We start from the raw sequence: 13686 nt of genomic DNA on the forward strand, positions 1-13686 counted from the left end.
CGTTTTTATAAAGCCCTCAGTATTTAACACTATACTGAACGCTATATAATTTTCTGAACATGAAATAAGTCACACTTACCATTATAAAAGCAATAATAGCGTCGGTTGTTGCAGAAAAACCTAATAGAGCCAGTTTTGAGAAGAAAGCGAAAGTGATGTCGAAGAAAACACCGGCAAATACCCATTCTTTTAATCGCAATAATTTATTCGGAATTAATAACACGATAACTCCTGCTACTTTGAATACGCCCAATAAATAAATGAAATGTTCCGGATAACCTAATTGTTGTGTAATTCCCCAAACGATTGGATTTGTTGTAAGTTCAAAAAAACCGCTGGCGCCAAACCATAAAGAAGTTAAGATAACACCTGTCCAATAAATAATTTTTGTTGTTTTTGCATTCATGATTTTAAATTTTTAAGTTGTTAAACAGGACAAATTTGCGTCAGAACACTCTCATTAAATAGTGATAATTTAGTGAAGTGGACAATTTCGATGTTTAAATAGACAATCAATAAGTTGATTTGTTTATAACTTTACAATTTGAAATTAAATCGGTTTATTAAATGGAAGCCAAAGAACTATTACAACAACATATTGCGAAAACGGCTTCATTAACAGAAGAAGAATTCAGTTATATCTTTTCTCATTTTAAACGCGAGTCTTTTAAAAAAGGACAGGTTATTATCAGTGAAGGAGATAAAGTAGATTGCGAGTATTTTGTAATTTCAGGTTGTCTGAAAGCTTTCTTTATTAATGACGAAATCAAGATGTATATATTGCAGTTCGCCATGCCAACCTGGTGGGCCTCAGATTATGCTGCTTTATATAACCAGACGCCGGCAACCATAAGTGTAGATTGTATTACAGATGCAGAAGTGCTTTGTCTTTCTAGTGAAGATCGCGAAAAACTATGCAGGGAATTTCATCAGCTAGAGCATTTTTTCCGTTGGCGTACCAATAAAGGATATATTGCTTCTCAGAAAAGGCTTTTGTCCTTTATGAATAATAATGTCAAAACACGCTATGAAGAGCTTTTGGCATTGTATCCTCAATTATATAATCTTGTTCCAAAGCATTTGATTGCCGCATATCTTGGTGTTTCAAGAGAAACTTTAAGCCGATTGCATAGTTCGTAAAAGAAGCTTTAATTTTTTGGAGCTGTAAATAAAAAATGTTTCACGGAGATTTAAAAAGATAAATTCCGTTTTTATGTCACAGATTAAAGGATTATAATGATTTTTTTTTCACGCAGATTCTGCAGATTTAATTTGTAGATCAGTTAAAATAAATCTGCGCTAATCTGTATAAATCTTTTTTAATCTGCGTGAAATAAGTTGGTATAATTTTTCATTTAAATCCAAAAATCAGAATGTGATCTACATCACGTAACCAATTTCTATAGTCGCCGTTCCTTTGTATTGTACTTTTAAATACAATAAAAATGGAAACAACAAATTTTAAAATCGTAAGCTCAAATAGCAACGTAGAATGGACTGGTAGAAAAGTTACCGGTGCTCATAATGGTACAATTGGTATCAAAGAAGGTAATTTCATCTTAAACAATGGAAAAGTAAGCAATGGAAAAGTTGTTATCGATACAGCTTCCATTAAAATCCTGGATGTAACAGATCCGGCAACTAATACACAATTCGCAGGCCATCTTGCCTCAGATGATTTTTTCTCAATCGAAAAATTTCCTACAGCCTCTTTTGATATTCTTTCAGTAAAAGAATTATCAGACCGTATTTTTTATCTTGAAGGTAATCTTACTATAAAAGATATTACACACGTTGTTGGTTTTGAAGCAACGGTTGAAAACAATAGAAATGCAATTAAACTTGCTGGTAAATTGATTATTGATCGTACTAAATATGACATCAGATTCCGTTCAGGGAATTTCTTCAAAGATTTAGGAGATACATTGATTTACAACGACTTTGAGCTTGATTTTAATATTACTGCCGAAGCCATATTTTCAGGACAATCTAAAAACTAAAGCCATGCCTTACGTAAAAATCGAATTGACCCGCGAAGGAGTAACCCGCGAGCAAAAACAAGAATTAATCAGTGGTATAACCAACCTGATTACAGAAGTATTAAACAAAGATCCGCATTTAACTCATATCGTGATTCAGGAAGTAGATTTAGACGATTGGGGTTATGCAGGAGAACAAGTATCAGTATTAAGAGAAAAAGGCATAACTGCCGATAAAAAATAATTATCATGAAAAAACAAACAATAATTGTAACAGGTGCAGCATCTGGTATAGGAAAAGGAATCGCTAAATATTTTTTAGACAGAGGCGATAATGTAGTCATCAATTCAGTGACTCCGGCTTCATTAGAAATTGCTTATAACGAATTTGGAGCAGGAGATAATTTGGCAATGTATGCCGGAGATATCAGCGATAAAAACACTGGTGAACAACTGGTAAAAATCGCAATCGAAAAATTTGGTTCTGTAGATGTATTGGTGAACAATGCCGGAATCTTTGACAGCAAACCCTTTTTGGAAGTGGATGAAGCGTATCTGGATAAATTTTTAACTACAAACTTAAAAGGAACTTATTTTACTACTCAGGCAGTTGTTCCTCAAATGTTGAAACAAAAAGATGGTGTTGTCATTAATATCGGGACACCATTGGTAAATCACGGATTAGGCGGATGGCCAGCTTCGGCTCCTGTTTCAAGTAAAGGTGCCATTCATGCTTTAACGATTCAATTGGCAGCAGAATTCGGTAAACAAAACATTCGTTTTAATACTGTTGCTCCAGGGGTGATCAGAACGCCAATGCACGGAGATAAAGCCGATCAGAATGCTGGTCTGCACTTATTAAACAGAGTAGGGGAAATCGATGATGTTGCCGAAATGGTATACGTTGTTGCCAAAAGTACTTTCATTACCGGATCAATTATCAATGTTGATGGTGGAAAAGCAGCTGGTCATAATTTAAATTAAGATGAAAACTATTTTATTAACTGCTTTTATGCTTTGGACATTCCAAGGCATAAAAGCACAAAACAATATCAAAATGGAAAATCAACACGAAGATGTATTAGCCATCACAGACGCAATAGAAAACTACTATTTTAAAGGTATTTATGAAGGAGATGCAATACTATTGGAAAGTATTTTTTATCCTGGAACATTAGTTTATGGAGATGTAAACGGACAGCCATACTTTAAAACAGCAGACCTTTATTTAAATGGTGTAAAAAACAGACAAAGTCCGAAAGATTCAGGGAAACCTTTTAAGGGTGAAATTCTGAACATAAAAGTCGTAAATTCAATTGCGATGGCGGAGATTAATTTAAAAATGTACGAGTTTAATTATCGGGATTTTTTATCTTTCCATAGGATTAATGGAAAATGGTTTATAGTCAATAAAATACTAACCAATATAAGTGAATAACTTTAAAAAGTAAAGTCATGTGGTACAATACAAAAGCAACAGAATTACTAGGAATTCAATATCCAATATTACAAGGGTCATTTGGAGGTAATTTATCCTCTGTGGCCTTGACAGCGACGGTTTCAAATGCTGGCGGACTTGGCGGCTACGGTGCTTATACACTGACACCTCAGGAAATTTTTGAGATTGATAAACAAATAAAGGCCGCAACAGATAAACCTTATAATCTTAATCTTTGGGTTTCTGATCATGATATTCCCGGAACCGGTTTAACCGATGAACAATTCAAAAAAGCTGCAGCATTATTCAAGCCTTATTTTGATGAAGCTGGAATTTCGTTACCGGAGAAACCAGCGTCATTTCAATCCAGATTTGAAAATCAATTGGAAGTGATATTAGATGTTCGTCCAAAAGTTTTCAGTTTTATGTTTGGTGCGTTGCCTCCTGATGTTTTAGAACAATGCCGAAAATTAGGAATTGTAACAGTTGGTGCAGCAACAACTTTAGACGAAGCCATTTTTTTAGAAAATTCAGGTGTTGATATGATAATTGCTTCAGGTTTTGAAGCTGGCGGACATCGACCTTCCTTCTTAGCTTCGGCAGAAAGCTCTTTAAACGGAACTTTTGTTTTGCTGCAGTTAATTCGGGAGAAAGTAAAAATTCCGGTGATTGCGGCTGGTGGAATTGCAAACGGAAAAGGGGTAGCAGCGGCATTAGCTTTGGGAGCAAGTGCAGCCCAAATCGGAACAGCTTTTTTAGCCGTTGACGAATCGAATGCGTTACCAATCCATAAACAAATGTTATTCTCGGATGCAGCAAAATATTCTACTTTGTCACGCGCCTACACGGGAAGATTGGGGCGTGGATTAACCAGCAGAATTGCAAAAGAAATTATGGGTAAAGAAGCTGATGTTTTGCCATTTCCATTACAAACTACTTTTATGTCACCCTTACGTAAAGCAGCCCTGGATCAGGAAAAATGGGATATGATATTGTTTTGGGGAGGACAAATTGCTCCTATATTAAAACATACAAAAGCCGGTGAATTAATGCATTCTTTAATTGAAGAAACGACGGCTTATTTTGATGCTTTAAAAGGGTAATCAAAATACATTTTTAAATTAATAGTTAAAATAGTTGCAAAATAAAGACCGTTCGGTCTATATTTGCAGCTTAGAATTGAGAATCATGAGTAAAGCAGAACGAACCAGACAATTTATAATTGAAACGTCGGCGCCTCTTATTAATAAAAAAGGCATGGCCGGTACCTCATTGAGTGATATTATGGAAGCTACAAAGTTAGCCAAAGGCGGTATCTACGGTAATTTTGAGAATAAAGAGGAAATCTGTATGGAATCTTTTTTATATCTAAGGACACAACTAGCTTCCAAATTAGATTTAGCTGTTTCTAAAGGTAAATCAGCAAAAGAAAAACTTTTTAATTTGCTAGATGTTTATGGCAATGACAAAAATATGGCAGGAGGCTGTCCGATTTTGAATTTTGGAACAGAAGCCGATGACACAAATCCGGTCATGAGAGAACAAGTAAAAAAAGCAATTCTTTCTGCTCAGAAAAGATTTTTCAACATAGTTGAAGACGGTATTCAGAATAAAGAATTGTCTTCAGAAATAAATCCGGAGCAATTTAGTATCAGGACTTTCGCATTGATAGAAGGTGCTATTTTGTGCCGTAAAGTATTTGGGAACGATGATCAAATGAACATTGTTCTGGACAGTATCAAAAATGAATTTAAAAAATATGTTTTATAGCCTACCGTCTGGACACATCTCTAAAGAGTATCCAACCTTGCATGACTGAATTGAATTTTTGCAGGCCAATCCAAAAGGTTGTGATGCCTGGTTTTCTTTCTGAAAGATAACCTTTCCATCCTCCTAATCTAGCAATAGCCCATATATATCGTTTCAAATCTGACGATTTATATGGGTTTTTTAGTTTTTCTGTTTTACCCTCTAATTGTGTGATTTGCAATTCTAAACATTCCATTTCTTGCTCTGAAAAACAGCTTCTGGGTTCAGTCTCTTCTTCGCAGCCATAGGCGATTTGCATAATAAAGAGCTTTATAATAGTCTCCAGCATCAAAAGACATAGTTTACGAACTGCTTTGCCTTGGGATAATTCGCTAGCTTCTATGTTGAAGCCCTCTTTCTTTAAAATTCTAAATACTTCTTCGATAGTCCACCTGTAGGTATACCATTGGATACAAAGTAATGCAGTTTGCAGATCTTCAACTTTCTTTGTCGTTAGTAATCTCCAAAGTATTGGGTTTTCAATGTTTTCTCCAACCTCTTTTGCCTCAATAGCGTAAAGCTTGATTTTATCAGGAAGATGTTTACCTGAATATTGATGTTTGCCTATTGTTATTTCTGAAAAGCGTACTTCTATAGTAGCTGTTCTTTTCTGGATATTTCTCCTTTTGTCTCCTTCTAGTTCAATTGTGTACATCCCTTGAAGCGGCTGAGAACTTAGATGATCGAAAAGTTTGATTTTATTACCCAACAATCGATTAAATCGGGATCTAATCAATAAATGTGTTTTACTGTCTGGGACAAGGCAAAATTGTTCAAAAATATCTCCCTCTCTGTCCTGAATAATGATTATTTCTTTTGCTTTACTTAGTCTTTTCTTAGTTTCAAGAGAAGAATCGATCCATCTGTAAGACTCTTTTTCTTCAATGGGTATACGATTGTGAGTATTGGTCTTCATTTTAGGTGGCAGTTCATGACTTCTATTCCATATTTTCACATCTGAAAAACCATATGGCATTAAAGTATCTGCATCTATGATAAAACTCGGATGAATAAAAAAGCCAAGTCCACCAACAGAAGCATTGGTCAGTCCAATTGACTCATCCTTTTTGATCCTGTTTCTGTGATTATAAAGGTTTATTTCACTACTGTCCTGAATACACAAAACAGATTTATCTTCAACGCAGCTTACACAATTAAGAGACATGTTCTTTATAATATCAGCCTCACTGACATTATCATTTTGCAAAAATCGGTAAATCGCTTTGGCTTCAGCGTCACTTTCTGCTAATTGTCTTATCGAATAAATACTATTAGCAAACAAGCGATTGAGAATAGAATTACCTCTATTCAACAATCGCTTGTCTTTTAAATTTTCAAAATATCTAGTCTGCACTTTTTCTCAAATATAATTAAAAAAAATATTTGTGTCCAGACGGTAGGTTTTATAGCCTATTTTTTTTAAACAGTTTTAGACCGATTGGTCTATTTTAATTAATGATAATTTTACAAAATGAGAAATTTAGAAGAAAACCATAAAGGTTTCAGCACCCTTTTAGCCCTGGCACTTATTCCGCTATCCGGGTTTGCAACAGATATTTATTTACCATCACTTCCTGCCATGGCAAAAGACTTAAATGTAACAGCCGGGGCAATACAACTTTCATTAGTCTTTTTTATGTTCAGTTTGGGAGTAAGCCAGATTTTTATAGGAAGTATATTGGATAGTTTTGGGCGTTTTAAAATCAGTATTGCTTCACTGGCCGTATTTTCAGTAACGAGTTTTGTTATTGCTTTTGTGCCTAATATCTATGTTATATACGCCATGCGTATCATTCAGGGAATTGCAATTGCATTTATTGTAGTCTCGAAACGTGCTTATTTTGTCGATCTGTATTCAGGTGACAAATTAAAAAGCTATATCAGTTTATTTTCTATTATTTGGGCCTGCGCGCCAATTATGGCTCCGTTTTTAGGAGGTTATTTGCAAAGTTTGTTTGGCTGGAGATCTAATTTTTATTTCCTTGGCGGATTATCATTACTTTTTTTGATTCTGGAGCTTTTATATAGTGGAGAATCGTTAAAATATTTTCATCCGTTTAAATTAAAATCTATTGCGGAAACTTATTCAGTTATGTTAAAAACTGCCGACTTTACATTAGGAATCGTTATCCTTGGTATTTGTTTTGGCTTAGTAGTCATTTATAATTTAGTAAGCCCTTTTATTATTGAACGTGTATTTGGGTATTCAGCAATTACAACAGGTTATAGTTCTTTGTTGTCCGGTTTATCTGTTATGACAGGCGGTATCATTGCCAAATCTCTTATTCATAAACCTTTGTCAAAAAAAGTATCAATTGCGGTTTCTGTACAACTTGCGTTAGTTTTACTAATGATATTTACGGCACAGTTTGAAAGTAATATCTATACTGTAATTGGTTTTACAATGGGGCTGAATGTCTGTGGAGGTTTTATCTTTAATATTATTTACGGATACTGCTTAAGTCGTTTTTCAAAAAATACAGGTATAGCAAGCGGACTTACAGGTGGCGCTACTTATATGGTCAGCTCCGTCTTCAGCTATGGATTTGTTAATTTATATGCGGTTAAAAGTCAATTACTGCTTGGGACAGCAAACATTTCGTTACTATTTATTATGGGATTTATTTTTCTTGTTTTTAATAGATACAGATCGAGAAATGTTATAGCAGCGACTGTTAGAGCATAAATAGTGAAAGAGCTTGCTTAAATAGGCTCTTTTTTTATTCAATAAAATTATTTAAGGCACAATTTAAATAGTGTTTTCTATAAATTTTGATCCAAATTTATTTTTAAAAAATAATGGTTTGCTGTTGATATATTTAGAAATATATTGTTCTTTTGCGCTTTAATTTAGAATCAGTTTAAATAAATATAAAACATGAAAGTACTATTACAATTAATTTTCGATTTTATAAAATCTTCCAATAAAAAAATAGCAGATTTACCAGAAACATCAGCACTAGTATTGCTGATGTTTTTATTATTTAATGCCGGATCTATTCAGGCTCAGGCATTATCTACGGGATCAATTTCCGGTAGTGTAATTACAAATGACGGAAATGCCAGCCAGGGTGTAATTGTGAAATTAATAGAAGCAAATAAAAACGCAGTAACAAACTCTGCGGGTAATTTTGAGTTTAAAAAAGTTCCTTTTGGAAAATATACTTTAGAAGTTACGATGTCAGGTTATGAATCTTCTACCGAAACTGTTGAGATTACAGAGCAGAATCCATCAGTTTCAATCGACATCAAAGTAAATTCATCTGTTCAGAATCTTGAAGATGTTGTAATCCGTACAGGAGGAAATCGTTTTGCCAAAAAAGAAAGTTTTGACGTTGCTAAAATGCCTTTAAAGAACATCGAAAACTCACAGGTTTATATCGTCGTAAGTAAGGAATTAATGAAAGAGCAGGTAGTAACAGACTATAATAGTGCTTTTAAAAATGTTCCGGGAGCCGGTATTGCAGAAGTGAGAAACCAGGGACGTACCACTTCTATTTCAAGAGGTTTTCCAACTCCGCAAGTCGTTAGAAACGGTGTAGGAAGTTTTACCTATACTACAATCGACCCTTCAAATTTAGAACGTATTGAGGTTATCAAAGGACCATCTGCAACACTTTTCGGAAGTACATTATCATCATTTGGTGGATTATTTAACCGTGTTACCAAAAAGCCTTTTGATACTTTTAAAGGTGAAGTCTCCTATTCTGCAGCAAGTTGGGATTTGAACCGACTGACATTTGATATTAATACACCACTAACGAAGACAAAACAGCTCTGTTTAGAATCAACACGGCTTTGCACAGTGAAAGAAGCTTTCAGGATGCAGGATTCAATAAAAACTTTTCAATTGCGCCAAGTTTCTCCTATGAAATCAATGATAGATTAACGCTGTTAATTGATGCCGAATTTAGTATGTACAAAGCAACTTCGCCAACCAGACTTGCGCCGTTTGTAGTCGCAAATACACAAAGCAGTATTGAGGAACTTGAGATGCCTTATAAATTATCTTTTGCGAATAATACGATTAATTATACCAGTCAGCAATACAATATTTTTGCTCAGTTAAAATATAAAATGTCTGATGAATGGACGTCTCAAACTATTTTGTCAAGAACAAGATCATCGTCTGATGGCTATGTTGTGGCTTTGCAAATGAGGTCGCCTACAACATTAAGACAACAGGTAACCTATCAGGAATCACCATTTTATGGAACTGATATTCAGCAAAATTTTATTGGGAAATTTAATATTGGCAAACTTAAAAACAGGGTAGTAGCCGGTTTTGATTTTTATAGTCTGCGTGCTACCCGAAACGATGCTATTGTTAATATGCCTGCAATGGATTATAAAAAACCGGGTGATGCTTATAATAATTTTAATGTCCAAAAGTAGAGCCAATGTTTGCAAATGCTACTTTTAATAATTTTGTTTCAAATGATGAAGATACTTATAGCGCTTATGTTTCTGATGTTTTAAATGTAACGGACAAATTATTAGTAATGGGCGGTGTTCGTATTGATAAATATGAGAATCATGGAACGTATTATCCTAGTAAAGATTCGATAGCAGGAAATTACAATCAAACTGCGGTATCACCGAAATTTGGGGTAGTTTACCAAATTGTGAAAGATAAAGTTGCTGCTTTTGGTAATTACATGAATGGTTTTAGTAACGTTTCAGGTTCAGATTTTGATGGTAATACTTTCAAACCAAATCAAGCTAATCAATGGGAAGGTGGTTTTAAATTTGATCTTAATAAAATATCAGCAACTTTAAGTTATTATGACATTGCTGTGACAAATATAACACGTGATGACCCGGATCATGCTAATTTTTCAATTCAGGATGGAACGCAGGTGAGTAAAGGTTTTGAGGCCGAATTGATTGCCAATCCAATTTCAGGATTAAATATTGTGGCAGGTTATACTTATAATGACAGTAAATACGAAAAGAGTAATGCAAGTGTTCAGGGGCTAAGGCCAACTACCGCAGGATCGCCGAGAACTGCCAATTTATGGGCAAGTTACAGATTGGTTACAGGTAGTGCACAAGGTTTAGGAATTGGTTTTGGAGGTATCTACGGAAGTGAATATTATCAGACAAATACAACAACTTTCAAATTCTCAATTCCGTCTTATACCGTTTTAGATGCTTCTCTTTTTTACGATCAGCCAAAATACAGAATTGGTCTTAAAATTGACAACTTAACTAATGAAAAATATTGGTCATACAGGCTTGCAGCCCAAAATCCAACCCGTGTTACTGCAAATGTGACATTTAAGTTTTAAGCTTAGTTATTGCTGTTAAGGCTATTTCAGAATATATATAAAAGGGTTTAATTCATTGGTAATGAATTAAACCCTTTTATTATTTTATCTTACAGTTGGAAATTTTCTTTAAGTTTCTATTTTATGCTTTTTGCCGAAGGTTAGAAGTCATCTGTCGAATTTTTAATTGTTTAGAATATGTAATATTTAATTTTATACTGACTAATTAAATGACAAAACACAAATGATTAAAGAAACCATCAATTTTAAAGAAGCAGGAAAGTTTGAAGAAACCCGTTTTGAGAAGATTCATAATGTAATTTTTGAATCGTCTCAGGAAGCTTCGATATTAGTAGCTCAGGAGATTGCCAATATAATTCAGAGAAAAGAAGAACTAAATGAACCTTGTGTTTTAGGTTTGGCAACAGGATCTTCTCCTGTAAAAGTATACGAAGAATTAGTACGACTTCATAAAGAAGAAGGTTTGAGTTTTGCGAATGTGGTCACTTTCAATTTAGATGAATATTATCCGATGGATAAAAATAATATTCAGAGTTACTGGCACTTTATGCATGAACATCTTTTTGATCATGTCAATATATTACCTCAAAATGTTAATATTCCGGACGGAAATGTTAGCAGTGAAGATCTTCAGCAATATTGCATTGATTACGAAATGAAGATTAAAGATTACGGTGGACTTGATTTTCAGCTTTTGGGAATTGGAAGAACAGGTCACATTGGTTTCAATGAGCCGGGATCTCACATAAATTCAGGAACCAGAAGTATTACGCTTGATCATCTAACCCGTGTTGATGCGGCTTCTTCATTTTTAGGTATAGATAATGTCCCAAGAAAAGCCATTACAATGGGAATTGGGACCGTAAAAAATGCTAAAAGAATTGTATTGCTAGGATGGGGAATCAGCAAAGCAGAAATTATAAAAAAGACAATTGAAGGTGAAATCTCATCTCGTGTTCCGGCAACTTATTTACAACAACATAATAACACAACATTTGTTTTAGATACAGAAGCTTCATCAGAATTAACCAGAGTAAAAACGCCCTGGTTAGTAAAATCTGTAATCTGGACAGAAGAATTAAAATTAAAAGCCGTTGCCTGGTTGAGCGAATTGACCAAAAAACCTTTCCTTAAACTGACCGACAAAGATTATAACGATAACGGAATGTCGAGCGTGTTAACCGAAGAAGGAACTGCGTATCATTTAAACATTAAAATGTTTAATAAAATGCAGCAAACTATCACAGGCTGGCCAGGTGGAAAACCAAACGCAGATGATACTTACAGACCAGAACGTGCAACACCTGAGAGAAAAAGAATTATCATTTTTAGTCCACATCCGGATGATGATGTTATATCAATGGGAGGAACTTTCGACCGACTTGTAGAACAAGGTCACGATGTTCATATCGCTTATCAGACGTCTGGAAATATTGCCGTTTCGAATGAAGAGGCTTTAAAATTTGCGGAGATTTCGAAAGCATTAAATAGCAATTCAGTTGAATCTGAGAATATTATCAACTTTTTGAAAAGCAAGAAAAGTAATGATATTGATTCATTAGAAGTGAGAAAATTAAAAGGTTTGATCAGAAGAAGTGAATCTTTAGCCGCAACCCGCTATTTAGGATTACCGGATTCAAATGTAAATTTCCTTGATCTTCCTTTTTATGAAACCGGAACAGTAAAGAAGAACAATCTTGGCGAAGCGGATATCGAAATTATGTGTGATATAATCGAAAGAATTAAACCACACCAAATTTATGCAGCCGGAGATTTAGCAGACCCGCACGGAACGCATAAAGTGTGTCTGGATAGTTTGTTTGAAGCTTTAAAAAGACTAAAACACAACAGTTATATGGATGATTGCTGGGTTTGGTTATACAGAGGGGCTTGGCATGAATGGGAGTCATACCAAATTGAAATGGCAGTACCGATGAGTCCTGATCAGGTTCTTAAGAAACGTCACGCTATTTTCTATCACCAGTCACAAAAAGACGGCGTTATGTTCCAGGGAGATGACAGTAGAGAATTCTGGGTACGAGTAGAAGACAGAAACAGATTAACAGCAGAAAAATATCACGCTTTAGGATTAGCAGATTATTCGGCTATCGAAGCCTTTAAACGTTATTATTTCTAGATTGATTTAAAATATAATAAACTATTTTCATGTGGTTTATTTGGTGGTTAGTTACCAATTTGAAAATGCAGCCCTGGTAAGGCTGCATTTTTTTTATGTAGGGGTATTTAACCGCAAAGCACGCAAAGGTTATTTGTTTCTTTATCTGAGTGAAGTGGAAAGAACGCAAAGAAATACCGCAATGAGAGTCGTCAATCTTGTCGAGCTGCTAGTGATCCTTCGACTTCGCTCAGGATGACAAATGGCGTTATAACAAATCTAAATCGAAGAATTCAAAATTCTTTGCTTCACATGATCCATGTACGATCTTCCAATTACATATCTTAGGCCTTCAATTTCAATGCTGTTTCCTTCAACGGCGTCGATTTTGTCAATGGCAATGGTGTACGATCTGTGGATTCTTAAAAAATTTCTTTCGGGAAGTAAATCGGTGAAATCAGATAAGGTGCTGTGAATAATATATTTACCTGTTAGGGTGTTTATCTTTAAATAGTCTTTTAAGCTTTCAATGACCAAAATTTCATTAAAGAAAATTTTCTTCATTCTTTTCTTATCAATCTTTACAAAAATAAAAGGGCTTTCCGGGCTACTTTCCGGCGAGATATTGTTTTTATTTTCAAGCCTTTTACTTACTTTATTTAAAGCTTTCATTAATCTTGGAAATTCGATCGGTTTTACCAGATAATCTAAAACATCTAATTCGTAAGTTTCAATAGCAAATTGGCTGTAAGCACTTGTAATAATAAGTAGCGGTGGATTTTCAAGACTTTTTATAAAATTGATGCCATCAAGAACCGGCATGTTGATGTCCAGAAAAATGACATCAACATTGTTGTTTTTCAAAAAATTCAAACCTTCTATCGCATTACTAAAAGTATTTATTACCTCAAAATTTTCAATTGGCTCTAAATAATTTTTAATGACATTAATTGCCAATGGCTCATCATCTATGATTAAACAATTTATTCTCATCTTTATAAATATTATTTTTTGAGCGAAATAATTTTGGTGGTATTTCTTAAACTAAGCTTG

The 13686-nt window shown here is 34.4% G+C and carries 15 protein-coding genes; 12 read left to right on the forward strand and 3 right to left on the reverse strand.

The features are described 5' to 3' along the window. Positions 1 to 16: 16 nt before the first annotated feature. The gene (locus IHE43_RS12785) at positions 17 to 406 is read right to left on the reverse strand and encodes a DoxX family protein (protein WP_192184241.1); all 390 of its coding nucleotides are present in this window, start codon (positions 404 to 406) and stop codon (positions 17 to 19) included. 161 nt (positions 407 to 567) lie between these two features. Here IHE43_RS12785 and IHE43_RS12790 point away from each other — a divergent pair, with 161 nt between their 5' ends. The 7 genes from IHE43_RS12790 (at position 568) to IHE43_RS12820 (ending at position 5187) form a co-directional block, all read left to right on the forward strand. Beyond that, a complete protein-coding gene (locus IHE43_RS12790) occupies positions 568 to 1140 on the forward strand; it encodes a Crp/Fnr family transcriptional regulator (protein ID WP_192184242.1) in 573 nt (190 codons plus the stop codon). Between the two features lie 305 nt (positions 1141 to 1445). Next, entirely contained in the window at positions 1446 to 2000 is a 555-nt protein-coding gene (locus IHE43_RS12795) for a YceI family protein (protein WP_192184243.1), read from the forward strand. Between the two features lie 4 nt (positions 2001 to 2004). Next, positions 2005 to 2223, forward strand: coding sequence for a 4-oxalocrotonate tautomerase family protein (locus tag IHE43_RS12800; RefSeq protein ID WP_192184244.1), 219 nt, complete (start codon positions 2005 to 2007; stop codon positions 2221 to 2223). Between the two features lie 5 nt (positions 2224 to 2228). Further along, a complete protein-coding gene (locus tag IHE43_RS12805; RefSeq protein WP_192184245.1) occupies positions 2229 to 2963 on the forward strand; it encodes an SDR family NAD(P)-dependent oxidoreductase in 735 nt (244 codons plus the stop codon). A 1-nt stretch (position 2964) separates the two neighbouring features. Beyond that, positions 2965 to 3417 carry a nuclear transport factor 2 family protein gene (locus tag IHE43_RS12810; protein ID WP_192184246.1) on the forward strand — a complete coding sequence of 151 codons (453 nt, stop codon included), beginning with the start codon at positions 2965 to 2967 and terminating at the stop codon, positions 3415 to 3417. Between the two features lie 17 nt (positions 3418 to 3434). Further along, positions 3435 to 4520 carry a nitronate monooxygenase family protein gene (locus IHE43_RS12815; RefSeq protein WP_192184247.1) on the forward strand — a complete coding sequence of 362 codons (1086 nt, stop codon included), beginning with the start codon at positions 3435 to 3437 and terminating at the stop codon, positions 4518 to 4520. 85 nt (positions 4521 to 4605) lie between these two features. Then, on the forward strand, positions 4606 to 5187 hold the full coding sequence (locus IHE43_RS12820) for a TetR/AcrR family transcriptional regulator (protein WP_192184248.1): 582 nt from the start codon (positions 4606 to 4608) through the stop codon (positions 5185 to 5187). Position 5188: 1 nt separating this feature from the next. Here IHE43_RS12820 and IHE43_RS12825 read toward each other — a convergent pair whose 3' ends face one another. Then, entirely contained in the window at positions 5189 to 6580 is a 1392-nt protein-coding gene (locus IHE43_RS12825; RefSeq protein WP_225585084.1) for an IS4 family transposase, read from the reverse strand. A gap of 117 nt (positions 6581 to 6697) precedes the next feature. Here IHE43_RS12825 and IHE43_RS12830 point away from each other — a divergent pair, with 117 nt between their 5' ends. From IHE43_RS12830 to nagB, 5 genes are all read left to right on the forward strand, one after another. Beyond that, the gene (locus IHE43_RS12830; RefSeq protein ID WP_192184250.1) at positions 6698 to 7912 is read left to right on the forward strand and encodes an MFS transporter; all 1215 of its coding nucleotides are present in this window, start codon (positions 6698 to 6700) and stop codon (positions 7910 to 7912) included. Positions 7913 to 8104: 192 nt separating this feature from the next. Further along, on the forward strand, positions 8105 to 9115 hold the full coding sequence (locus tag IHE43_RS23630; protein ID WP_225585086.1) for a TonB-dependent receptor: 1011 nt from the start codon (positions 8105 to 8107) through the stop codon (positions 9113 to 9115). Further along, a complete protein-coding gene (locus IHE43_RS23635) occupies positions 9025 to 9621 on the forward strand; it encodes a hypothetical protein (RefSeq protein WP_225585088.1) in 597 nt (198 codons plus the stop codon). Before IHE43_RS23630 ends, IHE43_RS23635 begins: the two co-directional genes overlap by 91 nt. Before the next feature lie 5 nt (positions 9622 to 9626). Then, entirely contained in the window at positions 9627 to 10517 is an 891-nt protein-coding gene (locus IHE43_RS23640) for a TonB-dependent siderophore receptor (protein ID WP_225585089.1), read from the forward strand. Positions 10518 to 10740: 223 nt separating this feature from the next. Next, entirely contained in the window at positions 10741 to 12654 is a 1914-nt protein-coding gene (nagB, locus tag IHE43_RS12840) for a glucosamine-6-phosphate deaminase (protein ID WP_192184251.1), read from the forward strand. A gap of 258 nt (positions 12655 to 12912) precedes the next feature. Here the strand turns inward: nagB and IHE43_RS12845 are convergent, their stop codons facing one another. Further along, positions 12913 to 13626, reverse strand: coding sequence for a LytTR family DNA-binding domain-containing protein (locus IHE43_RS12845; protein ID WP_192184252.1), 714 nt, complete (start codon positions 13624 to 13626; stop codon positions 12913 to 12915). Between the last annotated feature and the right edge of the window lie 60 nt (positions 13627 to 13686).

Source organism: Flavobacterium sp. MDT1-60 (assembly GCF_014844035.1).
Classification (GTDB): domain Bacteria; phylum Bacteroidota; class Bacteroidia; order Flavobacteriales; family Flavobacteriaceae; genus Flavobacterium.